This is a genomic window from Limnohabitans sp. (genome assembly GCF_046052765.1).
Lineage (GTDB): Bacteria > Pseudomonadota > Gammaproteobacteria > Burkholderiales > Burkholderiaceae_C > Limnohabitans.
Genome location: NZ_JAVLFQ010000052.1, coordinates 14,677 through 41,486 on the forward strand (window position 1 = coordinate 14,677; position 26,810 = coordinate 41,486).

25 protein-coding genes are annotated in these 26,810 nt (G+C 54.3%); 13 read left to right on the top strand and 12 right to left on the bottom strand.

Features of this window, described 5'->3' with window-relative positions; genetic code table 11:
- Positions 1-3: 3 nt before the first annotated feature.
- Positions 4-1,713, bottom strand: a complete 1,710-nt coding sequence (gene recJ, locus AC9UG7_RS06605; protein ID WP_509585822.1) for a single-stranded-DNA-specific exonuclease RecJ — start codon at positions 1,711-1,713, stop codon at positions 4-6.
- Entirely contained in the window at positions 1,710-2,675 is a 966-nt protein-coding gene (locus AC9UG7_RS06610; protein ID WP_509585824.1) for a hypothetical protein, read from the bottom strand. The genes recJ and AC9UG7_RS06610 overlap by 4 nt, the downstream gene beginning before the upstream one ends.
- A gap of 36 nt (positions 2,676-2,711) precedes the next feature.
- Here AC9UG7_RS06610 and AC9UG7_RS06615 point away from each other — a divergent pair, with 36 nt between their 5' ends.
- Both AC9UG7_RS06615 and lolD read left to right on the top strand, forming a co-directional pair.
- On the top strand, positions 2,712-3,977 hold the full coding sequence (locus AC9UG7_RS06615) for a lipoprotein-releasing ABC transporter permease subunit (protein WP_509585826.1): 1,266 nt from the start codon (positions 2,712-2,714) through the stop codon (positions 3,975-3,977).
- Entirely contained in the window at positions 3,970-4,647 is a 678-nt protein-coding gene (lolD, locus tag AC9UG7_RS06620) for a lipoprotein-releasing ABC transporter ATP-binding protein LolD (RefSeq protein WP_509585828.1), read from the top strand. The genes AC9UG7_RS06615 and lolD overlap by 8 nt, the downstream gene beginning before the upstream one ends.
- A 13-nt stretch (positions 4,648-4,660) precedes the next feature.
- Here the strand turns inward: lolD and AC9UG7_RS06625 are convergent, their stop codons facing one another.
- Genes AC9UG7_RS06625 through AC9UG7_RS06635 form a run of 3 tightly spaced genes read right to left on the bottom strand, consistent with a single transcriptional unit; the run spans position 4,661 to position 6,344 of the window.
- Positions 4,661-5,323, bottom strand: coding sequence for a DUF799 domain-containing protein (locus AC9UG7_RS06625; protein ID WP_509585830.1), 663 nt, complete (start codon positions 5,321-5,323; stop codon positions 4,661-4,663).
- Positions 5,320-5,676, bottom strand: a complete 357-nt coding sequence (locus AC9UG7_RS06630) for a DUF4810 domain-containing protein (RefSeq protein ID WP_509585832.1) — start codon at positions 5,674-5,676, stop codon at positions 5,320-5,322. The genes AC9UG7_RS06625 and AC9UG7_RS06630 overlap by 4 nt, the downstream gene beginning before the upstream one ends.
- The gene (locus AC9UG7_RS06635) at positions 5,673-6,344 is read right to left on the bottom strand and encodes a CsgG/HfaB family protein (protein ID WP_509585834.1); all 672 of its coding nucleotides are present in this window, start codon (positions 6,342-6,344) and stop codon (positions 5,673-5,675) included. The genes AC9UG7_RS06630 and AC9UG7_RS06635 overlap by 4 nt, the downstream gene beginning before the upstream one ends.
- A 146-nt stretch (positions 6,345-6,490) precedes the next feature.
- Here AC9UG7_RS06635 and AC9UG7_RS06640 point away from each other — a divergent pair, with 146 nt between their 5' ends.
- Genes AC9UG7_RS06640 through AC9UG7_RS06675 form a run of 8 tightly spaced genes read left to right on the top strand, consistent with a single transcriptional unit; the run spans position 6,491 to position 14,813 of the window.
- Complete coding sequence (locus AC9UG7_RS06640; protein WP_509585836.1) at positions 6,491-7,294, top strand: TatD family hydrolase; 804 nt, start codon at positions 6,491-6,493, stop codon at positions 7,292-7,294.
- 18 nt (positions 7,295-7,312) lie between these two features.
- Positions 7,313-8,068: a class I SAM-dependent methyltransferase gene (locus AC9UG7_RS06645; protein WP_509585838.1), complete on the top strand. Its 756-nt coding sequence runs from the start codon at positions 7,313-7,315 to the stop codon at positions 8,066-8,068.
- 38 nt (positions 8,069-8,106) lie between these two features.
- Complete coding sequence (locus AC9UG7_RS06650) at positions 8,107-8,604, top strand: tripartite tricarboxylate transporter TctB family protein (RefSeq protein WP_509585840.1); 498 nt, start codon at positions 8,107-8,109, stop codon at positions 8,602-8,604.
- Between the two features lie 10 nt (positions 8,605-8,614).
- Entirely contained in the window at positions 8,615-10,126 is a 1,512-nt protein-coding gene (locus tag AC9UG7_RS06655; RefSeq protein ID WP_509585842.1) for a tripartite tricarboxylate transporter permease, read from the top strand.
- 9 nt (positions 10,127-10,135) lie between these two features.
- Positions 10,136-11,416, top strand: coding sequence for a DUF3422 family protein (locus AC9UG7_RS06660; protein WP_509585844.1), 1,281 nt, complete (start codon positions 10,136-10,138; stop codon positions 11,414-11,416).
- A 50-nt stretch (positions 11,417-11,466) separates the two neighbouring features.
- Positions 11,467-13,089: a gamma-glutamyltransferase family protein gene (locus tag AC9UG7_RS06665; RefSeq protein ID WP_509585846.1), complete on the top strand. Its 1,623-nt coding sequence runs from the start codon at positions 11,467-11,469 to the stop codon at positions 13,087-13,089.
- Complete coding sequence (locus AC9UG7_RS06670; protein WP_509585848.1) at positions 13,090-14,028, top strand: DMT family transporter; 939 nt, start codon at positions 13,090-13,092, stop codon at positions 14,026-14,028.
- Entirely contained in the window at positions 14,019-14,813 is a 795-nt protein-coding gene (locus AC9UG7_RS06675) for an SDR family oxidoreductase (protein ID WP_509585850.1), read from the top strand. The genes AC9UG7_RS06670 and AC9UG7_RS06675 overlap by 10 nt, the downstream gene beginning before the upstream one ends.
- A gap of 46 nt (positions 14,814-14,859) precedes the next feature.
- On the opposite strand, the gene AC9UG7_RS06680 is transcribed toward AC9UG7_RS06675, so the two are convergent.
- The 3 genes from AC9UG7_RS06680 to AC9UG7_RS06690 all read right to left on the bottom strand — a co-directional run bounded on the left by AC9UG7_RS06680 (position 14,860) and on the right by AC9UG7_RS06690 (position 18,349).
- On the bottom strand, positions 14,860-16,719 hold the full coding sequence (locus AC9UG7_RS06680) for a response regulator (protein ID WP_509585852.1): 1,860 nt from the start codon (positions 16,717-16,719) through the stop codon (positions 14,860-14,862).
- Positions 16,720-16,729: 10 nt separating this feature from the next.
- Positions 16,730-17,254, bottom strand: coding sequence for a putative pterin-binding protein (locus AC9UG7_RS06685; RefSeq protein ID WP_509585854.1), 525 nt, complete (start codon positions 17,252-17,254; stop codon positions 16,730-16,732).
- A 165-nt stretch (positions 17,255-17,419) separates the two neighbouring features.
- Positions 17,420-18,349 (bottom strand): DMT family transporter, encoded by a 930-nt coding sequence (locus AC9UG7_RS06690; RefSeq protein WP_509585856.1) that lies wholly within the window; start codon positions 18,347-18,349, stop codon positions 17,420-17,422.
- Between the two features lie 91 nt (positions 18,350-18,440).
- Here AC9UG7_RS06690 and AC9UG7_RS06695 point away from each other — a divergent pair, with 91 nt between their 5' ends.
- Together AC9UG7_RS06695 and AC9UG7_RS06700 are read left to right on the top strand one after the other, a co-directional pair.
- Positions 18,441-19,424, top strand: a complete 984-nt coding sequence (locus AC9UG7_RS06695) for a quinone oxidoreductase family protein (protein WP_509585857.1) — start codon at positions 18,441-18,443, stop codon at positions 19,422-19,424.
- Between the two features lie 60 nt (positions 19,425-19,484).
- Positions 19,485-21,182: an ArnT family glycosyltransferase gene (locus AC9UG7_RS06700; RefSeq protein ID WP_509585860.1), complete on the top strand. Its 1,698-nt coding sequence runs from the start codon at positions 19,485-19,487 to the stop codon at positions 21,180-21,182.
- 87 nt (positions 21,183-21,269) lie between these two features.
- On the opposite strand, the gene lspA is transcribed toward AC9UG7_RS06700, so the two are convergent.
- From lspA to AC9UG7_RS06715, 3 genes are all read right to left on the bottom strand, one after another.
- Positions 21,270-21,779, bottom strand: coding sequence for a signal peptidase II (gene lspA / locus AC9UG7_RS06705; RefSeq protein WP_509585862.1), 510 nt, complete (start codon positions 21,777-21,779; stop codon positions 21,270-21,272).
- Between the two features lie 54 nt (positions 21,780-21,833).
- Positions 21,834-24,746 (bottom strand): isoleucine--tRNA ligase, encoded by a 2,913-nt coding sequence (gene ileS, locus AC9UG7_RS06710; protein ID WP_509585864.1) that lies wholly within the window; start codon positions 24,744-24,746, stop codon positions 21,834-21,836.
- A 111-nt stretch (positions 24,747-24,857) separates the two neighbouring features.
- Positions 24,858-25,865, bottom strand: a complete 1,008-nt coding sequence (locus AC9UG7_RS06715; protein WP_509585866.1) for a bifunctional riboflavin kinase/FAD synthetase — start codon at positions 25,863-25,865, stop codon at positions 24,858-24,860.
- 93 nt (positions 25,866-25,958) lie between these two features.
- On the opposite strand from AC9UG7_RS06715, the gene AC9UG7_RS06720 reads away from it, so the two are divergent.
- Positions 25,959-26,516, top strand: coding sequence for an HNH endonuclease (locus tag AC9UG7_RS06720; RefSeq protein WP_509585914.1), 558 nt, complete (start codon positions 25,959-25,961; stop codon positions 26,514-26,516).
- Positions 26,517-26,537: 21 nt separating this feature from the next.
- On the opposite strand, the gene AC9UG7_RS06725 is transcribed toward AC9UG7_RS06720, so the two are convergent.
- The gene (locus AC9UG7_RS06725; RefSeq protein WP_509585916.1) at positions 26,538-26,783 is read right to left on the bottom strand and encodes a DUF1653 domain-containing protein; all 246 of its coding nucleotides are present in this window, start codon (positions 26,781-26,783) and stop codon (positions 26,538-26,540) included.
- Positions 26,784-26,810 lie beyond the last annotated feature (27 nt).

Sequence of the window (26,810 nt, forward strand, 5' to 3'; positions counted from 1 at the left end):
ATTCTAGGCGGAGCGCATGTTTTCCACATGCAGTTTAAGTTTGCGTTGGCCTTGCCAACTGTCTAGCACCAACCGGTAGGCGAGTTCGGCATAGTTGGGTAGCGCCTGTGTATGACCAAACCAGATGCCGTCAATCGCTTGACCATGCAGTTTGAGCTTGAGCGACAAATGCTTGTCAGCGACGATGCGCTGACTGAGCACTTCAACTTTGTCTTGGAATACAGGCTCGGCAAAACCCTGGCCCCAGACCTGGTTTTGCAATTCCGTTGCCACATCGGGTCGCAAATACTCCTTGGCCAGCGGCCCGTCCGTGGCCAGCGATTGCGCCAGGGTGGCCGCGTCCAGCCATTGTGCGGCGATGTGTTGCAGTGAGGCTTCAAATGTGGCCAGATCGTCTTCCCGCAAAGTGCAACCGGCTGCCATGGCGTGGCCGCCAAAACGCAGCAACAACCCGGGGTGCAGTTTGACCACCGCGTCCAAGGCATCGCGTAAGTGAAAACCGGGAATCGAGCGACCCGAGCCTTTCAAGACTGCTTGGCCTTCGGACTCGCTGGCGGCAAACACAAAGCAGGGCCGGTAATGCAAATCCTTTAAGCGTCCAGCGACGATGCCCACCACCCCTTCGTGGAACTCTTCGTCATAGACGCACAATGCTGGCGGCGGCGCGTCTTCACTGTCCATCAGCGATTCGGCGATCAACAAAGCTTGTTCGCGCATGCCGCTTTCCAGCGTGCGGCGTTCGCGGTTGATGGCATCGAGTTGCTGGGCGAGATGCAAAGCCAGTGCGGCGTCATCGGTGCGCAGACATTCAATGCCCAGACGCATATCTGACAACCGGCCGGCGGCATTGATGCGCGGGCCCAACGCAAACCCCATGTCTTGGCTAATGGCTTGTGACGTTTCGCGTCCGGCGACTTGAAACAGCGCTGCCATTCCAACAGGCAATTGGCCGCGGCGCATACGCTGCAAGCCTTGCGCCACCAAACGGCGGTTGTTCGCATCAAGTTTCACCACATCGGCTACCGTGCCCAGTGCTACCAGCGGCAACAAACCATCGAGGCGCGGTTCGGTGTCTTTGTTGAACACACCGCGTTGGCGCAACTCGGCGCGCAGCGCTAGCAGCACGTAAAACATCACACCTACACCGGCAATGCTTTTGCTCTCAAAGTGGCAGCCCGGTTGGTTGGGGTTGACCAAGGCATCGGCGGCGGGAATCTCGGGCCCTGGCAAATGGTGATCAGTGACCAGCACTTGCAAACCCAGTCGCTGTGCCTCGGCAACACCCTCTACGCTGGCAATGCCGTTGTCTACGGTGATCAACAGTTGTGCGCCGCTGGCATGCACGCGTTCAGAAATCGAAGGTGTGAGGCCATAGCCATCGACCACGCGGTCGGGCACGATGAAGTCCACCTGCTGCGCCCCCAGTAAGCGCAGTCCGCGCAAAGCCACGGCGCAGGCAGTGGCGCCATCGCAGTCGTAGTCAGCAACGATGCACAACTTTTTTTGCTGAGATATGGCGTTGGCCAACAGGCAAGCCGCATCCGTCATGCCTTTCATGCTGTCAGGCGGCAGTAGGTGCGTCAAAGAGGTGTCCATGTCTTTGGCATCGCTGATACCGCGCCCTGCGTACAAGCGAGCCAACAACGGATGTACACCAGATTGTTCTAAGGTCCAGACGGCGCGTGGCGGTATATCTCGGGCGATGAACTTCATGACAAATGACGCACCAAAGACACGGGTTTGAACCAGCGAATAAAACGCTGCAGCGCATGGTCTGGTAGAGCTTGCAGATAAAGTGCATGGTCGGGACTGCACAGTACCAGTGGCCAACCTTGTTGCAGCGCAGGCTGCATGATTTTTTCTGCCAATGCTTGCCAAGCCAGTGCCCATGCCGCAGGATCGGCATGCATCCAAGGCTCACGTAATTCCTGATGCAATACCACTGAGCGATGCGGCAAGGTGGGCAAGTCACCGCAACCACTGACCCAGAATGAATTGATGGTGATATCGCGTTCATCGTTTAGCGCATGGGTATAGAGCAGCATTTGCATTTCATTTTGCAAACGTCTAAGCAGGCGTTGTGCGGCAGTTTGCGCCGTCACCTGATGGGTCTCTGTCAGCGCATGCATGCCGCGCAAACAAACCCGCTCCAGACTGACACAAGGCAACTGCTTAAAAACAGTGGCATGTGCCAAAAACCGGCCGGGTGAAACCGTATGCAAGCTGATACCGTCTTCTGTGAAAAAAGGCAGCATGGCTTGGCACAGGGTTTCGGATTCTTGTGCGGTCAAATCTGGGGGCAAACTGACCCTTATCTGCCCTTGGTCAAACTGCCCATGGACCAAATCGATGAAGGCCCATCCGTGGTCAACGGGACAATGCATGTTCAATTGCGCCGCTAGCAACGCTGCTTCAGGCAGTACATCGCAGGCCATGGGCCAGCCTCGGGCTTGCGCCACCACCGATTCATGCGCCAAACAAGCGCTGTCCATGTCCGCCACAAGTTGGTCTGTGATGCGGGTGTTGGCCACGCTTGCAAGCGCTGGCGAATGGGGTCGGGCTTGCAACGCGTCTTGCCAAGCTGTGGCGCTTTGATGCGTGGCGGTACCGCTTATGTCGGGAGGCCACAAGGCATAGGCAACCACGTGCACAGTTGCTGAATCGGTGAATGTCATACAAGGGATTGTGCCGTGATGCCACAATCACGGCCAATGACACATTCCAAATGGCCTTTTGAGTGGTTGATCGGCTGGCGCTACACGCGGGCAGGTCGTGCCGCCCGTCGCAACCGTTTCATCTCTTTTATTTCTTCGGTGTCCATGTTGGGCATTGCACTGGGGGTGGCTGCGCTCATCATCGTGTTAAGCGTGATGAATGGTTTTCAAAAGGAGGTGCGTGACCGCATGCTCGGCGTGTTGTCGCACATGGAGGTGCTGGCTTACACCAGTTCTTCATTACAGGACGTCACTGGCATTCAGCAGCAATTAAAGCAACACCCGCAGGTCTTGGCCAGTGCGCCCTTTGTGTTGTCACAGGTGCTGCTGGCACAAGGCGAGGACATGCGTGGTGCGGTGGTGCGAGGCATCGATCCGGCGCAGGAAGTGTCGGTGACAGAAGTGGTAGCGGGCATGCCGTCTGCGTTACTCGCACAACTGAAACCCGACTCCTATGCCGTGGTGTTGGGGGCTGAGTTGGCACGAACGCTGGGTGTCAAAGCCGGCGATCAGGTGACATTGGTAGCGCCTGGTGGTCAGGTGACTCCCGTCGGTGTGGTGCCTAGGTTGAAGCAATTGCACGTGCTTGGCGTGCTCGACACCGGTCATTTCGAATACGACGCCAGTTTGGCCTTGCTCAATATCCAGGATGCCGAGCGTATTTTCAGGCTCGAAGGACCCAACGGCATCCGAGTGAAATTGAAGAACGCACAGCAGGCGCGCGAAGTCGCTGCCGAGGTGGCGCCTTGGCTTGGTAACGATGTGCTGGTGCGCGATTGGACGCGCGCCAACCGCACTTGGTTTACAGCGGTTCAAATTGAAAAGCGCATGATGTTCATCATCCTCACCTTGATCGTGGCGGTGGCGGCTTTCAATCTGGTCAGCACCTTGGTGATGACGGTGACGGACAAACGGGGCGACATTGCCATATTGCGCACACTGGGTGCGAGCCCAGCCAGCATCATGGGCATATTTGTGGTGCAGGGAGCGCTGGTAGGCGTCATAGGCACCTTGTCTGGCTTGGTCATGGGTCTGTTGGTGGCTTTCAATATTGGCAGTATCGTGCCGGCCATCGAGCGTGCTTTGGGTGCCAGTTTTTTACCCAAGGATGTGTACCTGATCAGCCGCATGCCCAGCGATCCGCAATGGGCAGACATAGGACCGGTGGTCATCATTGCACTGGTCATGGCTTTGGCTGCAACGCTTTACCCCAGCTGGCGTGCCAGCCGCATCGATCCGGCGGAGGCATTGCGTCATGAATGAAAACATATTGCAAGCGCGGGGATTGGGGCGACGATTTCACGATGGTGAAATCGATGTGACGGTCTTACAGAATGTGGATTTGCATATTCACGCCGGTGAAACACTGGCAGTGGTTGGTGCGTCAGGTTCAGGCAAAAGTACCTTGTTGCATTTGCTGGGCGGCTTGGACACGCCCACTACCGGATCTGTGCATTTGCTCGGTCAGGCGCTGGCCGGTCTGGACCCGACGACCTTGGGTCGATTGCGTAACAAACACCTGGGCTTCGTCTACCAGTTTCACCATTTACTGCCCGAGTTCAGTGCGCTGGACAACGTCGCCATGCCCTTGTGGATACGACGCATGCCGCGCGATCAGGCCGCGACCCAAGCCCACGACATGCTCAAAGCGGTGGGACTGGGCGAGCGCATACATCACACCCCGTCAGAGCTGTCCGGCGGCGAACGCCAACGGGTAGCGATTGCACGCGCCTTGGTCACGCAACCGGCTTGCGTGCTCGCCGATGAACCCACCGGCAACCTGGACCGCAGCACGGCGGACAAGGTGTTTGAGTTGATGATGCAGTTGGCGCGACACCAAGGCACCGCTTTTGTGTTGGTCACGCATGACGATACATTGGCCGCCCGTTGCGACCGTCATTTGCGACTGGTTGCCGGGCGCTTGCAAGACTGAATAAGCCGCCGCTTCAATCCTTGCCGTGGTTGGGCGATCGGGGCCCGTACAACATGCCGCCCGAGTGCGGTGTGAGTAAGCGGGCGCTGGTCAGTTTGGATAAGCGGTAGCCGGGGTTGCCGATGTTGCTGGCCAATTGGTGAATCACAGAGGTCAGCAACACTCCGACCAAACCATTGTTGTTATCCCGTCCCTCCGCGTCAGAAGCGCTGGCCCGAGCTTGCCATAAAACGGTACCAGTACGTGCGTCCACCAGACGGGCTTGGGCGGTGACCACGGTTTGGCTGTCTAACACCACATAGCTGCTACCGTATTTCTCCAAAGTGATGTAGAGCACTGCATCAGCACCAAAAATACTTTGCAATTTGGACAACGGCGCTTCATGGATCTGGTCTGGCAATGGCAAACCGTTTTCTTTGAACGTAGCCTCGACCATGGCCACCGGGAAGACGTAATAACCGGCCTCAGACAGCGGTTGGGTGACAGTGGCTAAAAAGCTCAGGCTGCCACGGATGTCGGTGGATAGGTTGACAGGCGGCAAAACCAGAATGGATGTCGGCCGGCTGTTTCTGAACGCGGATTGGTCAGGTTGAGAAGGCGCAGCGCAACCGACCAGAATCACCAGCGCCAGCCAAACAGCTGTCTTTGACACTTGGGTGAGTAAGTGCAGTTTCATGGCTTTTTCAATTTACCGATGACAAAGTCCATGTAAACGGATGACTCAGGGAATTGTTTTTTTTCATTTTCAAAAGCCACGACAGCTTGGTCCGATTGACCGGTTTGGAAAAACAAATACCCCATGTGCGCTTGAAAACCCGGAGGCAAGGCCTTGCCATGGGATGCGGCTTTTTGTTGTTCCTGCTGCAATTGCTGCAATTGCTTTTCAGGGGAAGTGTTGCCGTTTTCTACGCGAAAGCCTTCGTACAAGGTGTCTTGGTAAGCGCCCCAGTGGTAGAGCGCGTGGTCTTGGGTGGCACAAGCGTTAAGCAGCAGCAATGCGGTCGCGCACCCTAGCCAACGGCAGTTCATGAGCCGCGCTTCCACTGTCCTAGCTCAACGCCTGTGACCAATTTATTCACGCCTTCACGGATGGCCAGATCCAGCACCTTGCCCGTCAAGGTGGCGTCATAACTTGCCGTGCCGCCAAACCCGATGACCTCGCGGTTTGATAGCGCAAATTCACCTGCGCCTTGCACTGAATAGACCACTTCAGCATTGGCTGCGTTCACCACATTGAGCGTGACCTTGGCATAGGCTATCTGTGTTTTACCGCGACCCAGTAAACCGAATAACTGCTGGTCGCCGACTTCCTTGCGACCGAATTCGGTGATGTCACCGGTGATCAAAAACTCAGCGCTCTTGAGCGTTTGCGTCTTACCTTCGATTTCCTTTTCAAATTTGGCTTCGCCCAGGTTGTCACGGTCCATCACTGAAAAGCGATTGGCTTGTTGCAGATGTGCGATCAAAATGGTTTTGGACTGGTTGCCCAATCGATCGACTCCATCAGAAAACAACCCGCGCAAAAAGCTTGAACGGTTTTCGAACTTGCCAATCACCAAAGCGTAACGAGGCCCGTTGTAAGCGCTGCCTGCGCTGGCGACTTGCGGTGTAGAAAGCGCTTGCGAGGTTTCCGTGGCGCAACCGGACATGACAGCGGCAACAACACTGAGCGATAAAGCAGCGTGAATGGTTTTCATAGATGACGTCCTTGGCAACAAAGCGGATAGAGCAATGCAATCCACACTGTGGCTGAATATAAGTGATCAGAGCCAAGCCTGATCGTGTCAGAGGTTGAGCCTGGCTGGCAAAGCCCTTCACCACGCCATCTTGTCACAATCTATGCATGAATTGGATTGACAGCCATTGCCATTTGGACGCCGAGGAATTTGCCGCAGAGCGCGACGCGGTGCGCTTGGCTGCACGCGCGGTAAAAGTGCTTACCTGTGTGATTCCAGCGGTTCAAGCGTCCAATTTCGACACAGTACGCCTGCTGGCGCATCAATATGGTGACGTGTATGCCCTCGGCATACACCCCATGTACACGCCGCAAGCAACTGAGGCCGACTTGCCAACGCTTGACGCGCAATTGCATCAGCACCGCAGCGACCCGCGTTTGGTGGCTGTGGGTGAAATCGGTCTTGATGGCTTTGTGCAGGGCTTGGACATGGCGCGTCAGCAACTGTTTTACAAAGCCCAACTGAGATTGGCGCAACAACACGACTTGCCCGTCATCTTGCATGTGCGGCGCAGCGCAGACTTGCTGCTGCAAGGTCTGCGTCAGACGCCCGTCAAAGGCGGTATCGCCCATGCGTTCAACGGCAGTTTGCAGCAGGCGCAGCAATTCATAGACATGGGCTTCAAACTCGGTTTTGGCGGTGCGCTCACCTATGACCGGGCCTTGCAATTGCGCCGCTTGGCGATTGAGTTGCCGCTGAATGCGCTGGTGCTGGAGACCGACTCGCCAGATATCCCGCCGCACTGGTTGTATGTGACGGCGCAGCAGCGCGAGGCGGGTGTGGCGCAAGGCCGCAACACGCCCGAGCAGGTGCCGCGCATCGCGCAAGTGCTGGCTGAATTACGGGGTGTGTCAGTTGAGGAAGTGCAGCAAGCAACGACTGAAAATGTGCGGCAGGTGTTGGGTTTGTGATTTGAAGACAATCCCACCATGACAGCTACTCCCCTCAAACTCCCGCCAGTCAATGTATCCGAGCATGGCAAGGTGCGTTATTTGCACTTGGGTACCGTGTGGATTCAGGGCTCGATGATGCTGAACAAACCCAACGACATTGAGCTCGACTATGTGCAACGCATGCAGGCCTGGCTGTTGTTTCATGAGGCTGACGAGGTCGATGGCATGCACGCCATGCAATTCGGTCTGGGCGCTGCGGCTTTGACCAAAAATTGCCACCAGGTGCTGAAGATGCGCACCACTGCTATCGAACTCAACCCACAGGTTATTGCTGCTTGCCGCACTTGGTTTGAATTGGCTGCGGACGATGAACGACTGAGTGTGGTGTTGGGTGACGCGGCCGAGGTCGCGGCGCACGAGCACTGGCAGCAGCAGGTCGATGTGCTGCATGTGGATTTGTACGACGATGAAGCCGCCGCACCTGTGTTGGATGATGCCGGGTTTTATGCCGATTGCCGACAGCTGTTGACCTCGCGAGGTTGCTTATTGGTGAATCTGTTCGGGCGTTCGTCCAGCTTTGAGCGCAGTCTGGGACATATCACCCAAGCTTTCGGTGCTGATGCGGTGTGGGCGTTCAAGCCGACGCGGGAAGGAAATACCGTGGTGTTGGCGTTGCGCAACCCGCAACATCCAAGTGATGAAGTTTTGCAAGCACGGGCCACGGAGATTCAAAGACGCTGGCGCTTGCCGGCGCCTCAGTGGTTGCGAATGTTCAAGCCGGTATTGGCATAGGTGACAATCACACTTCAACGCAATTCAGGAGTTTCGACTTGTCGATCAAGAGCCAAAAAGATTTCACTTCAGGCGCACTGTTCACTTTGACGGGTGCGGCATTCGCTTGGAGTTCGGCCACTGATTTCAGCGTGGGCGCTGCCAGTCAAATGGGGCCAGGTTATTTCCCCTTGGTACTGGGTTTGTTGCTGGTGCTGCTGGGCGGCTTCATCATGTTTTTTTCATTGGTGGTGGAAACACCCGATGGAGGCGTGATGGGTAGCGTGGCATGGCGACCGCTGGTTTGTATTTTGGGTGCCAATTTGGTGTTTGGTGTTTTTCTCGGGGGGCTGCCGATGCTTGGATTTCCCTCTTTGGGTTTGATTGCCGCCATCTATGGTTTATGCGGCTTGGCCTTGCTAGCTGATGCCTCCAGTTTCACTTTCAAACGATGGTTGGTGCTGGCCAGTGTGCTGGCCGTAGGCAGTTATCTGGTGTTTATTTACCTGTTGAAACTGCCATTGCCGTTATGGCCTGTATTCATCAACCAGAATTGATCGGATACCTATGGATTTGCTCGCTAACCTCGCCACCGGATTTGCTGTTGCAGGCACGCCCATCAATTTGTTGTATGCGCTGATTGGCTGTTTATTGGGCACGCTCATCGGCGTACTGCCTGGTATAGGGCCAGTCGCCACGATTGCCATGCTGCTGCCCGCCACCTACGCCTTGCCGCCGGTGTCAGCATTGATCATGCTCGCAGGGATTTACTATGGTGCGCAGTATGGTGGTTCGACCACCGCCATTTTGGTTAACTTGCCTGGCGAATCTTCGTCGGTGGTCACCACACTCGATGGTTACCAAATGGCGCGTCAAGGGCGGGCAGGACCTGCGTTGGCAGCAGCTGGGTTGGGTTCTTTTTTTGCAGGATGCGTTGGCACCTTGTTGCTGGCTGCGTTTGCGGCGCCTTTGACCACCGTGGCTTTTGCTTTCGGTCCTGCTGAGTATTGTGCGTTGATGGTCGTTGGTCTGGTAGGTGCCGTGGTGCTGGCCTCAGGTTCTTTGCTCAAAGCCATTGCCATGATCATCTTGGGGCTGTTGCTGGGGCTGGTTGGTACTGATTTGAATTCGGGTGTGGCACGTTTCAGTATGGACATCCCTGAGCTTGCTGACGGCATCGGTTTTGTAGCAGTGGCCATGGGCATGTTTGGCTATGGCGAAATCATCACCAATCTGGCCAAAAGTGAAAACGAGCGTGAAGTATTCACTGCCAAAGTGCAGGGCTTGTTCCCGACCCGCGAGGATGTCAAACAAATGATGCCCGCCGTATTGCGCGGCACGGCGCTGGGCTCGGTGCTGGGCGTACTGCCGGGCGGAGGCGCGGTACTGGCATCGTTTGCTGCTTATACCTTGGAGAAAAAAATCAAGCTCAAGGCAGGCGAAGTGCCACTGGGTCAGGGCAATATCCGAGGCGTGGCGTCGCCCGAATCGGCCAACAACGCAGGCGCCCAAACTTCATTCATTCCTTTGCTCACTTTGGGGATACCGCCCAATGCGGTCATGGCTTTGATGGTCGGCGCCATGACCATACACAACATACAACCTGGCCCGCAAGTGATGACGGTCAATCCCGAGTTGTTCTGGGGTTTGATCGTGTCGATGTGGATTGGCAACTTGATGCTCATCATTTTGAATCTGCCAATGATTGGTATTTGGATCAAACTGCTGACCGTGCCCTACCACTATTTGTTTCCGGCCATTGTGTTGTTTTGTGCGATTGGCGTCTACACCACCAACAATGCCACGTTTGATATTTGGTTGGTGGCCTTGTTTGGATTAGCTGGGTATGTGTTCACCAAGCTCGGCTGTGAACCCGCGCCTTTGTTGCTCGGCTTCATACTGGGTCCGATGATGGAAGAGTATTTGAAACGCGCCTTGAAGTTGTCACGCGGGGACTGGTCGGTGTTCATTACCCGTCCCTTGTCTGCGGCTTTGCTGGCGCTGGCGGTGGCCTTGTTGTTGCTGGTATTGCTGCCGGCCATCAAGTCCAAAAGAGAAGAAGCATTTGTTGAAGATTGAGATTGGCGCATGAAAGAACATGTTTTACGCCGTGCACTGCACAACGAAGTGCATGCCCGTCCGCCTGAGCCTATGCGCGCGCCGCTGGCCATCACCCATGTGGTGATGCTGGCCGATGCCTCTGCCCGCGAAGCCAGCCGAGAACATTTGCTGGCCTTGCTGCGGGATCACCATTTGCCGGTGCCCGATGCGCAGGCCAACCATTTGCGAATCGATCTGGGTCGTTGGCGATTGCGCTGGGAGCTGCACACCGAGTTTGTCACCTGGACCTTTATGGTGGATGGCACTGCCGGTTTGCCCAAGCAAGAAGATTACGGTTTGGCTTTACACGCCATTCCTCAACAATGGTTGGAGGCCTTGCCTGGCGAATGTTTATCGCGTATTCATTTATGGGCCAAGCAAACAGACAATCTCGCTGACCGCGAGGAACTGCATCAGCAGTTTCGTGAAGACAGTTTGGTGGTCTGTCAACTTGCTGAAGGTTCTGCCACCTTGCACACCGATTTTCAAATTGACCCGAATGGTTTTTCTCGCATGTTGTTGCGTGTCGCTCAGTTATCGCAGCGAAGATTGGGTCGTTTGGTGCAGCGATTGTTAGAGATTGAAACCTACCGCATGATGGCATTGTTGGGTTTGCCGGTGGCTCGCACTGCCGCTCCCGCACTGGCGCAGGCCGAGCAGGAATTGGCGGATTTGGCTCAAGCCATACGCAGCGCACACCATGACGAAGAAGCAGATTTGCTTGAGCGATTGACCCGTCTGGCTGGCCAAGTCGAAGGCCAATATGCATCACAACATTCACGCTTTTCTGCCAGCAAGGCGTATTTTGAATTGGTGGACAGACGCATCCAAGATATCCGTGAAACACGCCTACCAGGCTTTCAATCTATCGGTGAATTCATGGACAGGCGTTTGTCGCCTGCACGCAGCACTTGTGACTGGGTGGCCAAGCGCCAAACCGCATTGTCCGAACGCGTTTCGCGCATGAGCAATTTATTGCGCACCCGGGTCGATTTCCAACAGGAGCAAAGCAGTCAAGCTCTGCTGACAGCGATGAACCAACGCCAAGGCATGCAATTGAAACTGCAAACCACGGTGGAAGGTTTGTCGGTCGCTGCCATCACTTATTACATCGCAGGTTTGATGCACTATGTGGCTGAGGGATTGCAGGCCAAAGGTTGGATCAATGACCCGAGCTTTGTCACCGCCATGGCGGTGCCTGTGATTGCCTTGGTGGTTTGGCGTATCACGCGGCATTTGCATTTCAAGGTGTTACGCACTGACACTTGACATTTTTACCTCGGGCAGTGTCACCCTTTTGTTATCCCTCAAAGTCAACCATGCATTTCAATTTCAATAATCCTTACAGCAGCACACGCCTTCCTGTTTTTGCCCGCAATATTGTTTCTACTTCGCACCCGTTGGCAGCGCAGGCTGGTTTGCGCATGCTGTGGCGCGGCGGCAATGCGGTCGACGCTGCCATTGCAGCGGCTGCGGTACTGACCATTGTGGAGCCGGTCAGCTGCGGTCTGGGTTCAGACGCATTTTGTATTTTGTGGGATGGTCAGCAGCTACACGGCTTGAATGCTTCCGGGCGCGCACCGCAGGCTTGGACACCGGCGTATTTCCAGCGCAAATACGGTGACAACGCCATGCAACCACCTAAGCGCGGCATCGACTCGGTGACCGTGCCTGGCGCGGTCGCTGGTTGGGTGGCATTGAGCGAGCGCTTTGGCAAATTGCCTTTTGAAGAGTTAATGCAACCTGCGATTGAGACAGCCGAGCGCGGTTTTTTATTGAGCGTGGTGGTGCAGGAAAAATGGGCGGCGCCAGTGGAAGAACTTAAAGGCCAGCCCGGTTTTGCCCAAGCTTTTTTGCCGCGTGGGCGCGCCCCTGAGGTCGGCGAATTGTTTCAATTCGCCGCGGCAGCCCAGGGACTGCGAGCCATTGGAAAAACCAAAGGCCAAGCGTTTTACGGCGGCGAAATCGCCGAAGCTCTAGAGCGTTTTTCGAATACGCATGGCGGTTCGTTGAAAGCCTCTGACTTTGCCGCTTACCAAGCCGAATGGGTCAAGCCGATTGCCATGGATTACCGCGGTCATACGCTGCACGAAATACCACCCAATGGGCAAGGCATTGCTGCGCTGATTGCCTTGGGCATATTGGATAACTTTGATCTGGCGGCGTTGCAGCGCGATGGCGTGGATTCTCAACACGTGCAAATCGAAGCCATGAAACTCGCGTTTGCCGATGTTTACCGTTATGTGGCAGAAGAAAGCAGCATGGAAGTCACCGCCGCACAAATGCTGGACAAGTCCTATTTGAAAGAGCGTGCCAAGTTGATTGATATGCAACGTGCACAAGACTTTAAAGCCGGTAATCCAGCCAAAGGCGGCACCATCTACCTGACGGCAGCCGATGAAAACGGCATGATGGTCAGTTTTATCCAAAGCAATTACATGGGTTTTGGTTCAGGGTGCGTTGAACCGACATTCGGCGTGAGTTTGCAAAACCGTGGCCATGCGTTCGCTGTGCGCTCTGGTGGTTTGAACCCGGCCAATCTGGTGGCGCCGGGCAAACGACCGTTTCACACCATCATTCCGGCGTTTCTCACCCAAGACGGCCAACCCGTGATGAGCTATGGCGTGATGGGTGCGAACATGCAACCGCAAGGCCATGTGCAAACCTTGGTGCGTATGTTGGATTACGCGCAAAACCCGCAAGCCGCGTGTGACGCACCGCGTTGGCGCTACAACGAAGGCTTGGTGATCAATGTGGAAGCCGGTATGGATGCGCACACCGTGCAAGGTTTACAGCAGCGTGGGCACGCCATGGAAGTCATCAACGACAGTTACCAGGACTTCGGTTCTGGTCAATTCATTTGGCGCATGGGCGACCCCAAGGTGCAAGGCTATGTGGCGGCCAGCGATTCACGCCGCGATGGATTGGTCGCTGGTTTTTAAATGTTCGATGCACTGGGTATGCGTTTGGGGCGTTTGTCGCCCTACACCTTAGGCATTTTGTTGGCCTTGTCTGGGGCGATTGCATTCAGCGGCAAAGCCATTATTGTCAAACTGTCTTACCGTTACGGCGTTGATGCCGTCACGGTCATCATGTACCGCATGTTGTTTGCCCTGCCGTTTTTTATCGCCATGACTTGGTGGGCTTCACAACAACCCCACGCACGAGCACATCCGTTGGACCGACGCGATCTGCTGGCGATTGCCGGTCTGGGTTTTTTGGGTTACTACTTGGCCAGCTTTCTGGATTTTCTGGGATTGCAAACCATCACAGCGAGCTTAGAGCGGTTGATCTTGTATTTGAACCCGACCTTGGTCATGTTGCTCAGTGCTTTGCTTTACCAACACCGCATACTCGCGCGACGAGCCTGGGCCATGGCCATCAGCTATGCCGGTGTGTTGGTGGTGTTCGGACACGAGGTTAGCTTCAGCGGTAACGGCGTGGTGGTGGGTTCGGCCTTTGTCTTCACCAGTGCTTTGTCATACGCGCTGTATTTGATGTTCAGTGGCCAAATGGTCAAACGCATAGGCGCATTGCGCTTGGTCGGCATGGCTTCCATCGTGGCCTGTGTCTGTTGTTTGCTGCAATTTGTCATACTCAGGCCTTGGTCGGCTGTGTGGGTGCAGCCGCAGGTGCTGACCTTGGCCTTGATGAATGCAACGGTTTGCACGGTAGCGCCTGTCGTGTGCATCATGATGGCGATAGAGCGTATCGGCGCTGCGTTGACGTCGCAGGTTGGCATGGTGGGCCCCATATCCACCCTGACATTGGGTGTGTGGGTGTTGGGTGAGCCGGTCAACGGCTGGATTGGCATGGGCACTTTGCTGGTGCTCGCTGGTGTGTATATGGCTTCGCAATCAGGAGAAAAAACATGGACTTAGGCATCAAAGGTAAATGGGCGCTGGTGGGCGGCGCGAGCAAGGGTTTGGGCTGGGGGTGTGCCAGTGCGCTGGCGCAAGCTGGCGTCAATTTGGTGATGGTGTCGCGCGGCGCTGCTGTGTTGGAGGCTGCCGCAGCAGGGCTGCGTCAACACGGTGTGACGGTTTTGACGGTGGCTGAGGACATCACCTCCGAAGCTGGACGTGCAGCCATTTGGTCAGTGGCTGGGGGACCAGCAAATAACTTTGATATCGTGGTGACCAACGCCGGTGGCCCGCCCAGCGGCGACTTTCGCGAATGGGACCGGGACGCTTGGATCAAGGCCGTGGATGCCAATATGCTGACCCCGATCGAACTGATGAAAGCCACCATTGATGGCATGGCAGCACGTGGCTTTGGGCGCATAGTCAACATCACCTCTAGTGCGGTCAAAGCACCCATCGATATTTTGGGTTTGTCCAATGGCGCGCGCAGCGGTCTGAGCGGATTCGTTGCCGGTTTGTCTCGCAACCCTTCTATTGCCAAGCACAATGTCACCATCAATAATTTGCTGCCAGGTGCGTTTGACACTGACAGGCTCAAAGGTATTTTGCAAACGACAGCCGAAAAAACCGGCAAGAGCGTGGAAGAGCTTGCGCAAGCACGCCGTGCCAGTGCCCCTGCCAACCGGTTTGGTACGCCTGAGGAGTTCGGTAACACCTGTGCATTTTTGTGCAGCCAGCATGCAGGTTTTATCAATGGTCAAAACATATTGATCGACGGCGGTGCTTACCCGGGGGCTTACTAACCTTGGGTTTAGTAGCCAAGGGCTTACTAAAGTAGTGGGATGTGGACTAAGAGGCGTTGGCTGGTGTTAGGGTGGTCTGCGTTTGTTGTTGATACACATGCACAACCAATGCCTTTTGCAATTCTTTCAACTGCACCGGTTTAGCTATGAACGCATTGATACCGGCAGAGACGGCGTTTTCGCGGGTTTCTTTGAACACATCAGCCGTCAATGCAATCACTGGAATCTGTGCTTTTTGACAAGCCATCGACCTGATCGCTCGCGTAGCTGTCAAGCCGTCCATCACCGGCATGTGTATGTCCATCAGCACCACATCGAAATCCTGTTGATCCAGTGCTTGCAACGCCAGTTCGCCGTTTTCACAAAAGGTGGCGTGGTGGCCAAGCTGCTGCAATAGAAACGCCAAAAACTTTTGGTTAACCGGATGGTCTTCGGCGACCAATACACGCAGTGTTTCATTCTCTTTGATGCCAATGACTTGCTCAGTTCCCGTGTCTTCAACGACAGGCGCAGGCATTGGCACCCATGGCATACGAAACGTGAAGCTAGACCCTTGTCCAGGCTGGCTTTGCACGTGTATGTCCCCGCCAAGTAATCGCGCCAGCGCCATGGAGATTTCCAATCCCAGGCCAATGCCCGAGGATTTGCGTGATAAACCTGAGTCAACTTGGTAGAAAAGTTGAAACAGTTTGCTCATGGAAGTTTTGTCTAAACCTATGCCCGTATCGCTGACGGTAAATTCAAAAAAACGCGCCTGTCCTTCGTCGCTTGAGTGGTGAAAGTGCAGGCTAACTTCACCTTGCTGCGTGAATTTGATGGCGTTGTTTAGCAGGTTAAGCAATATCTGGCGTAGCCGTGTGCCGTCAGATTTCACCCAGAACGCCTCATCAGGTAAGTTGTGTAACGAGATGGACAGGTTTTTTTGTACGGCCAGAGGCCGCATGATGGCCTCGACATTCAGCATCAACGATGCCAAGTCAACCGCTTCGGTGTGTAAGCTCATCTTGCCTGACTCGAGCGCAGACATGTCAAGAATGTCATTGAGCAACTTCAGAAAATGATCAGCTGAATCGTTCACGGTGTGAACCAAGTCGATCTGTTCCTGGGTCAGCGGGGTTTTGGCTAAGACGCCCAACATACCAACGATACCGTTAAAAGGGGTACGCAACTCATGGCTCATGTTGGCCAAGAACAGGCTTTTGCCGCGACTGGCTGACTCTGCATCTTGTTGTGCTTGACGCAGTTGCTCATTCAACGCAGTCAAGGCGGCTTTTTCTCTTTGCAGCGACCGATGACGGTACAACAGACCAGCGGCTGTTGCCATTAACACCACCAATTGCACCAGAGTCAACCAAGTGATTTGCTGGTTTTGTGACAGCAATTCTGCATTTTGCTGTTCCATTAAGAGGGAGGCAATTAAATCTGCTGAATTACCAAGGGTCCGGTTGTTCTTAAAGAAATTTTGCATGTCTGCCAGCAGCAAACGAAGTTCGGTGTTGCTACTGGGTTCTTGGTCTAATTCATGTTGTGCACGTTGCACATACGTTTGCATGATGTTGAAGGTTGCAACGTTTTCTGGGTTTTTAAACAAGTAGGCCGAGCCCGGTGCATCGCGCACGGTATCTACTTTGCTCGACAGTAAATCGAGCCGTGTTTGTAATTCAGCCTTGGACACAGGCTGGCGCGAATCTAAATGCAATTGCAGCGCATGTTGAAAGCGTTGGAATTCACTGTCCAATATAAAAGCAGGCGCGGACAGCGAGTCAATTTTGACCGCATTTTGTTCAAGCAAGGACTTGCGTTGCGCCAGTTCGAACACTAGCAACGCCGCCATGACCAAGGCAATCACGGCGGTGACCAAGAACAGCCGGATACAGAAGGGAACAGACAGTTGACGTAACGACATTGATGTGCGGTTATTCAATGATTAAGGCTTTGAGTTGCCAAACCGAACGCTGGTAGTACCGCACGCTTTGCAATTCTTTTTTACTGTCATAGGGATACACCACAAACAAGGGGCCTTTGTTTTTCATGCTTATTTGTTCACCATTTAAAGAGTGGGCCAAGATGACATCAAAATTCATCGCATCACTGAACGGCAGTGTGTCTTTGTAATCATCCAAGGCGATCGCAGTGATGCTGTGGCCTTTTACCTTGGCTGCATTCAAAATATCTCTTAGCAAAGGGCCTGTGAACGCGACAGCGCTTTGATGCCAAGGCGTGTGGGTGGTGAATGTGTGTGGTGGTAATTTTTTCAGACTCGCCATGTCAAACTCCATCACCAATGTGGGCGCTTGCGATTTGTCGGCGGCCTGCTGGAAAACTTGCAACACCTTGTCGGTGGGCTTGGGCTCTTTGGCCATTACTTTCGACGGCACGAGCACCGTCAGAGTAAAACAAATGCAAGCAAACACAGTCAGCCAATGTTTGATCGAGTTCATAGGATGAATAAGCATTGAACGGTGAAGATTTATTTCAAAAATATATTTTATATACCAATAAATCAACTTTTAGTTTTAAATATGGCAAATTATTCAACTATATTAATTATTCTAATTAAATAGAAAACAATACTATTTTGTTGAAACTTTACATATCTGACAGTTTCAAGGTTTGCGGGAGGAAACCCAAATACCGCCAACGATCAATACAAACGCCAGTCCGTGGAAAAAACGCGGTGTTTCGCCCAACACCAAGGTAGAAATCAAAGCAGCGAATAAAGGTGTGAGGTTGGCAAAAAACCCAGCGATATTAGGACCAACGCGTTGTATGCCCAAGCCCCAACTGCGGTAGGCCAACAAGGCCGGTCCCAACGCCACATACACCACACTGGCGGCCAATGGCCAGCCCCACACAATCTGCGGGTTGTTGCTCAAACGCCACTCGGCAGCGGTGAATGCACCGCTCCAAAGCAATCCAAACACCATTTGCGCGGTCAAAAAATAGGTCCAATTGCCGCGGATTTCTGGCGCATCCACGGGCAGGGACACCAACCAGCTGTACCAGGCCCAGCAAACCACCGCGATCAGAATGTAGATGTCGCCAACCACCAGTTGCACCCGCATCAATGTGTCCCAATCGCCACGCCCCAGCACGCACAAAACGCCGGCAATGGACAAAGAGGCGCCCATTAACTGGCGCAAAGTGACGGATTGTTTGTAGAAAACGGCGCCCATGGCCAGCATGAACACCGGCACACTCGCACCCACCAAGGTCACGTTGATCGGCGTGGAGGTATGCAAAGCCAAATATTGGAAACTGTTGTAGCAGCCCACCCCAAGCAGACTCATCAAGGCATAGCGCCGCCAATGTGACCACATCGGACTAGAGGGTTTGAGTACTGGGTAGGACCAGGGCAATAACAAAGCAAACGCCAGCAGCCAGCGAAAAAAATTCAAGGTAATCGGCGGCACCATATCGGCCACGACACGACCCAATACGCTGTTACCAGCCCACACCAAAGGAGGCAGCAACAGCAAGCCGGCGGTGGCTAAATCCAAGCTGGGTTTGGCTGGAGAGGGGGAAGTTTCAGACATGACAAGGACTCTAACCGAGTTGCGTGGACAATCGCAATGGGGGCTTGGCAGTTGGCCAGCCCATTTACAACTATCCAGACAGGAGCCAGCCATGAGCAAAGCCATTCAATTCAAACATACCGGTGGACCCGAGGTATTGCAACTCGCTGACGTGAGCGTTGGCGCCCCCGGCCCTGGCGAAGTGCGGATCGCTCACAAAGCGGTCGGCTTGAATTACATAGACGTTTACCACCGCACTGGCTTGTACCCCTTGCCGCTGCCGCACGGTTTGGGCATGGAAGGCGCTGGTGTGATTGAAGCTGTGGGCGAAGGCGTCACCCACTTGCAAGCAGGCGACCGCGCGGCATACGCCAGCGCCCCGCCAGGAAGCTATTGCGAAGCGCGTGTCATGCCAGCCAAAAACGTGTGCAAATTGCCGGACAGTATTTCGTTTGAAACAGCGGCTGGCATGATGCTCAAAGGCATGACGGTGCAGTATTTGCTCAAGCGCACCTTGCCGCAAGCCGGTTTACATGCAGGCGATTTGATTTTGTTCCACGCCGCTGCCGGTGGCGTGGGTCTGATTGCCTGCCAGTGGGCCAAGGCCTTGGGTTTACAACTGATTGGTACTGCAGGCAGCGATGAAAAATGCGCACTCGCCAAAGCCAATGGCGCCGCCCATGTGATCAATTACAACAAGGAAGACTTTGAAGCGCGCGTCAAAGACATCACCAACGGCAAAGGCGTCAAAGTGGTGTATGACTCGGTTGGCAAAGATACCTGGGACAAATCGCTCAACTGTTTGTCACCCTTTGGCTTGATGGCCAGTTTCGGCAATGCCTCAGGCCCGGTCGAACCATTTGCACCTGGCTCACTCGGCGCCAAGGGTTCGATTTACGTGACACGCCAAACCTTGTTCACCCATATCGCCACCCGCGAGACCAACCAGCAAATGGCCGAAGATTTGTTTGATGTGGTCGGCAGCGGCAAGGTGAAAATTCATATCGAACAACGCTACGCGTTGGCCGATGCAGCACAAGCGCACCGCGACTTGGAAGCACGCAAAACCACCGGCAGTACTTTGCTGACTGTCTAACTGGCACAAACAAGCACCGCCGGTGAAAGCTGGCGGTATTGACACTGAACAGGTCTATTTGTGGATCGCCATTCCAACAGCTTTATCGACGCCTCATTGCGCCCGCACCTGCTGGCTTGGATATGCCTGACATTGCTTGTCAATGCGCTGATACTGTTGACGCCTATCCTGAACGAAGGTGACTCGGTTTTGTATGCAGCCTTGTCGCAACATATGGTCAGCACTGGCAACTGGAATGACTTGGTATTGGATGGGCGGGACTGGTTGGACAAACCGCATTTCCCGTTTTGGATAGGGGCCTTGTCGTTCAAATTGCTCGGTGTCAGTGTGTTTGCCTACATGTTGCCGGGTTATCTGTTTCATGTGCTGGGCGCTTATTACACCTACCGCATAGCGCGTTTGTTTCACGCACGAGAAACCGGGCTGATCGCTTTGTTGGTGTATGTTTCGGTCTACCATTTGATGTACACCACCACCGCCTTGAAAGCCGAGGCATTTTTGACCGGCAGCATCATGGCCGCGTGTTACCACTGGTTGCGCTATGACGCACAGAGTGGCTTGAAACATCTGTTGCTTGGTGCCATATTTAGCGGCATCGCTGTGATGACCAAAGGTGTGTTTACCTTGATCACCATCAGCAGTGGTTTGCTGTGTATGTGGGTATACCAAGGGCGCTGGCGCGAGTTGCTACGCTTGAAATGGCTGTTGGCTTTGCTGTTGACCATGGTGTGCGTATTGCCGGAGTTATGGGCTTTGTACCGGCAGTTCGATATGCATCCGGAAAAAACCATTTTCAATCAAACCGGCGTGTCAGGCATACGCTTTTTTCTGTGGGACAGCCAGTTCGGGCGTTTTTTCAACGTTGGCCCGATCACCAACACGGGCGGCAACAAACTTTTTTTCGTGCTGGTGTTTCTGTGGGCGTTTTTACCTTGGGTGGCGGCGTTTGTGATGGCCTGTGGAAGCGTTCTAAAGCATTTCAGTACGCAAGAAGACATACCGCGTTCACAGCATGTGTATGTACTCAGCAGCTTTTTCATCAGCTTCTTGATGTTCAGTCTGACTGGTTTTCAATTGGATTACTACACCGTCATCGTTTACCCGTTTGCCGCTATTTTGATTGCGCCTGTGCTTTTGGCTAGCCTTGCCGACAAGACGGCGAAAGGTGTGCGCAGGGCGCAATTAGGCATGGGCTTGCTCACTTTGACGCTGGCCGTGTGGCTCAGTCTCAAGATCGGGCATGTCGCGTTGCAATTGCTGTCAGGCATGGGGCTGCTGGTCTGGTTGATTTACGCACGTCTACAAAAAAAACAATGGCACGCTTTGAGTGTGATGGTGTATCCGGTGATGGCGGTCAACCTGTTGTATCTGGTGCTCGAAGGCATGACCTTGATAGCCCATACGCGCTACAGCATTCCCCATAACGTTTTGACATCCATGGCAAACGAGCAGAATGTACCGGTGGTGGTGTACCGGCTTGACCCTCCGGTCACCTATGAACTCGGTCTTTACCGCCAAACCGCGCCAGTGTTGCGCATTGATAAACCTGAAGACTTGCCGCCCCAAAGTGATAACTATTTTTTGTTGACCCGTACCGCTGAAGCGGTCAAGTTAAAAGAACGCATAGGCTTAATGACCGCGGTGCAGCAGGGCGATTGGGTAGACCACAAGACGGGCACCTTGCCCCGACAAATTGAATTGGCTGCCGGCCGTGCTGCTTTGGAGAGTTTCAGCGTATACAAAGTCTCGCCGCGCTGAAGCTGTGCTGAATGCTCAGAGGCGCGGACAAAAAGCTTGTCGGCTGTTTATCTGCACTTGTGATCGGTCACAGCAACAAACAGACGTTCAAGCAGCGCGTCTGACCCGCAGTAACTCATCGAGTATCAAACACACTGTGCCCACACTGATGGCGCTGTCTGCCAGGTTAAACGCAGGAAAATGGCCTTGGTAAAAAAGCGGGGCCAACCCATCCCAATGGAAATCTAAAAAATCAATCACATAGCCCCACAGCACGCGGTCGATCACATTGCCCACTGCACCGCCCAGCACCAGTGACAACGCAAAACAAAACAATTTTTGGTTTGGATGACTGCGCAGCAACCAAATGATGAAGCCCGCTGCACCCAAACCAATGCCAGTGAACAACCAGCGTTGCCAACCGGAGGCGGAAGATAAAAACGAAAACGCTGCGCCGCTGTTGTGCACCCGCACCAGGTTAAAAAACGACGTCACCGTGTGGCTGTCACCGAGCTGAAAACTGCCGATGATCAACACCTTGGTGATTTGATCGGCCAGCAAAATGGTCAAGGCGATACCTAGCCATACAAACAAAAAACGTTGTGCGTTGCGTGCCATGGTCAGAAATTTTCAGGTGAGCTTGGAGGAAAAGATGGAGACACAAACAAGGCTTTAGGCATACATGCGCTGCTCACCGCTACCGTGCAGGTTGCTGTCGCAACGTCCGCAAATCGTTGGGTGCGCGGCAATGCTGCCGACGTCGGCGCTGTAATGCCAGCAACGCTCACACTTGGTACGTGCTGAGGGTACTACTTCAACTGTGAGTTCGCTGCCGGTTTTGAGTTCCATGCTGGAGACGATGAAGACAAATTTCAAGTCATCGCCCAAGCTATGGAGCAAGGCCATATCGGCAGGATTGAGCGTCAATACAGTTTGTGCTTGCAGAGGCGAGCCGACCAAGCCTTGCGCGCGCACCACTTCAATTTCTTTGTTCACGGCTTCGCGAATTTCACGTATGCGCGACCATTTGTCCAGCAATGTGGTGTCTGGCGCAGGCAGTTGCACATAGGTGTCTTTGAAGATGGTGTTGCCCAAGCCGAGCACACCCCAAGCTTCTTCAGCGGTGAAGCTCAAAAACGGCGCCATCCAGCGCAGCATGGCTTGGGTGATGTGCCACAAAGCGGTTTGTGCACTGCGTCGCGCATGCGAAGCGGCAGCGGTGGTGTAGAGCCTGTCCTTCAAGACGTCAAGGTAAAACGCGCCTAAGTCCTCAGAGCAATAGATTTGCAGTTTCGAGACCACGGGGTGGAACTCGTAACGCCCGAAATGGCCGCCTTCGAACACCTTGGTCTGCGGGTTGAAGTGACCGACGATATCGGTTTGCAGTTGCGCAGCGCGGCTGATGGCGTAGCGGTCAACTTCCAGCATCTGCGCCCATGGCACCGCGTGGGTAGCGATATCAAAGTCGCTGGTGTTGGCCAGCAAAAACTTCAGCGTGTTGCGCACCCGACGGTAAGTGTCGACCACGCGTGCCAAAATTTTGTCGTCGATGTTCAAGTCGCCCGAGTAGTCGGTAGACGCCACCCACAGGCGCACGATTTCAGCACCTAGTTTGTCAGTGACTTCTTGCGGCACCACGGTGTTGCCCAGACTTTTGCTCATCTTGCGGCCTTGGCCATCGGTGGCAAAACCGTGCGTCAACAGACCACGGTAAGGCGCGCGATCGTAAAGCGCACAACCGAGCAACAGCGAACTGTGAAACCAGCCTCGGTGCTGGTCGTGGCCTTCCAAATACAGGTCAGCCTCGGGGCCGTTGTGGTGGAAAGGTGGACGGTCGTATGCATCTTTGTGGCTGCCGCGAAGTACGTGTTCAAACGTAGAACCCGAGTCGAACCAGACCTCCAAAATATCGGTGCTTTTGCTGTAGTCGTCAGCTTGGGCGGTTTCACCTTTGCCATGTGCATTCAGCAATGCTTGAATATGGTTTACATCCGCGCGGCTCCAGGCTTCAATGCCGCCTTCTTCCACCATACTGGCTGCAATGTCCAAAATGTCCATGGTGTCCGGATGTAATTCGCCGCTGTCTTTGTGCAGCAAAAATGGCACCGGCACGCCCCAACTGCGCTGGCGCGAAATACACCAGTCGGGACGGTTGGCAATCATGTCGCGCAAACGGGTTTTGCCGTTTTCGGGATAGAACTTGGTTTGCTCAATCGCGTCCAACGCCAACTGTCGCAATGTTTTTGACGCTTTGTCTTGGGTGAACACACCCTCGCCTTCGTCCATGCGCACAAACCATTGGGCCGCCGCGCGGTAAATCACTGGCGTCTTGTGGCGCCAGCAATGAGGGTAACTGTGCGTGATACCGTGCGTCGCCATCAAGCGATGGGCATTTTTCAAAGTCTCCAAAATATTCTGCACAGCTTTCCAAATGTGCTGCCCGCCGAACAACGCAAAGTCGGCGGCATACGCGCCGTTGCCTTGCACCGGGTTGAGGATGTCGTCATAAGGCAGGCCGTGTGCGACGCAGGAATTGAAGTCATCTACGCCATACGCAGGAGCGCTGTGAACAATACCGGTGCCGTCAGCGTCGGTGGCGTAGTCCGCCAAGTACACAGGCGCAGTGCGCTTGTATGCAGCATCCACATGAGACAGCGGGTGGTGAAACTCAATCAAATCCAGCGACTGGCCTTGGCAAGTCGCTATGGCTTTACCGCTGAGTTGCCAGCGCTCTAAACATTTTTCCACCAGTGATTCAGCGCACAAGAAATAACCTCGCTCGGTATCCACCAAGGCATAGGTCAATTCGGGGTTGAGGTTGAGCGCTTGGTTGGCGGGAATGGTCCAAGCGGTGGTGGTCCAGATGACCGCAAACGCTTCTTTGTCGAGCTTTGTCAGGCCAAAGGCTTGGGCCAGTTTGTCGGGTTGGGCACATAAAAAAGCCACATCCAGCGTGTCACTTTTTTTATCTGCGTATTCAATTTCAAATTCAGCCAAGGACGAGCCGCAATCGAAACACCAATACACAGGCTTCAAGCCACGGTAGACAAACCCACGCTCGATCACCCGTTTGAAAGCACGGATTTCACCGGCTTCGTTGGCAAAGTCCATGGTGCGGTAAGGCCGCTCCCAGTCGCCCAAGACCCCTAAGCGTTTGAAGTCTTCGCGTTGCTGATCGATTTGCTCGGTAGCAAACGCGCGGCTCTTGGCCTGCATGTCGTCACGTGACAACTTACGGCCGTGCAGTTTTTCAATCGCGTTTTCAATCGGTAATCCGTGGCAATCCCAACCGGGGATGTACTGCGCGTCAAAACCGGCAAGTTGGCGGCTTTTGACGATCATGTCTTTGAGCACTTTGTTCAGTGCATGGCCGATGTGCAGTTTGCCGTTGGCGTACGGAGGGCCGTCATGCAACACAAACAAAGGTTGGCCGTGGCGTGCCATGCGCAGTTGTTTGTACAGGCCTTGCTCGGTCCAGCTTTGGGCCCAAGCGGGTTCGCGCTTGGGCAGATCGCCGCGCATAGGAAAAGGCGTGTCGGGCAGGTTCAAGGTGGCGCGGTAATCGGTGGTGTTCGCTTCGGTCATGTCAATTCAGGGTCAATGTATGTCATCGGATGAAGGTCTGACACTGCGTCATCAGTGGCAGTGGTCAGTCGAATCAAGAGACGCGGGGCAAGGTGCGTCATGCAGGCCCAGTCAAATTCGGGCGGCCAGCCAGGCGCGCGCATCTTCGCAATCGCGCTGTATGCCCTGGTTCAAAGCATCCAAGCTTTCATATGTCAATTCGTCATGTAATTTATGCAGCAGTTCCACCTTGATGAGTTTACCGTAGCCCCCCTCCGGGCCCAGATCAGCAGGCCAGTTCAGGCAATGCGTTTCCAGCAATACCTGACCGCGGTTCACATCGTTGGCGTCCAGAGATGGGCGCACGCCGAAATTCGCCACACCCGGCAGCGGCTTGTCGCTCAGCCCATGGACTTGCGCTACAAAAATACCGCTGGCTGCTGGCTTGTCATGGGCGAATCGCAGATTCAAGGTGGGGCAGTTGAGTTCACGTCCGAGCTTGCGCCCATGCACCACATGGCCCGAGAGTGCATACGGACGACCCAGCAGCAACGCAGCCTGACGCATATCCCCATCGGCCAATGCTTGACGCACTGCCGAGCTGGAGACTCGCACGCCGGTCACGCTTGGTTTGTTGGCTGAAGCCGGTTCTGATATTTCATAACTGTTCATGCGAGCGACTTCAAAGCCATGTTGAAGTCCACTGCGCGACAAAGAGGCGTAGTCTCCCGCGCGTTTGGCGCCATAGCAAAAATCGTCGCCGACCAGCACATAGCGCACGCCCAAGCCATGCACCAACATACGTTGCACAAAATCGTCCGGACTCAAACAGGCCAATGCTTGGTTAAACGGTAGCACCACGCATTGGGCAATACCGCAGGCTTGCAGTTCAGCCAATTTGTCGCGTAATCCGGCGATACGCGCAGGCGCCAACGAGGGTTGATGAGACAGCTTGGCAAAAAAATCGCGCGGATGCGGCTCGAAAGTCATGACGCAAGACGGCACCCCGCGCTGTCGTGCTTCGTTGTGCAACAAAGCCAACATCGCCTGGTGACCGCGGTGCACACCATCGAAATTACCGATAGTTAGCGCACAGGCTGGGGCAATGCCGCCGTGATGAATACCTCTGAAAATTTGCATGTGATTCGCAGTCTTGTCAAAGTGCTGTCTTGGAAACAGGTTATATTGTCACGGATTGACGTCAGTGCTCGCTTATCTCACTGGAGGTGAATGTTGAAGGTCTTGAAGCTGTCTGCCCAAGGATTACCGCAATCTTGGATTTCGCTCGAACAAGCCGTGACCCATTACGCGGCGGACGAGGTGCGCTGGGAAGCTGGTGTGGAAGTCGCCGTTTACCGCGGCGGCTACAACGCTGTCACTGGCATACAGTCAAAAATTGTTATCAACAGCATCATCGGTACCAAAGGCGTGCCTCGCATCAACCCCTTTGATTTGAAACCGGGTCTGACCAACAGCAAATTGTTTGCCCGCGACCGCAACCTGTGCGCTTATTGCGGCGATGATTTTCACGAAACAGACCTGACCCGCGAACACATCATTCCGTTTGGCCAACACGGGCAAGACACGTGGATGAACGTGGTCACTGCGTGTCAGAGTTGTAACCACCGCAAAGCCAACCGCACGCCCGAGCAAGCCCGCATGCCCTTGCTGTACACGCCTTATGTGCCTACGTTGTGGGAGGACTTTATATTGCGTAACCGCCGCATCTTGGCCGACCAAATGGAATTTTTGATGGCGCATTTGCCGCGCAATTCAAGGTTGGCAGCATAAGCATTTCAGCCCGTGAAGCGTTCAAGCGGGATCGCTCAGTTCTCTGAATCTGGGCACACTCACCCCGTCCACCCACACTTCTTCGTTGAACATGGCAAACGGCCTGACCCACAGGCCTTGTTCGCCGTACAGCGCTCTGTATAAAACCAACGGCTCTAGCGTTTCGCTGTGGCGCACCACACCGATCACCTCGTAATCCAGTTGTTTGTAATGGCGGTATCGCCCAACGGGCAGGGTAGGCAATGGTGGCAGATCGGTATCAGACATCGTATGAGTATCCATCTGATGGGAAGG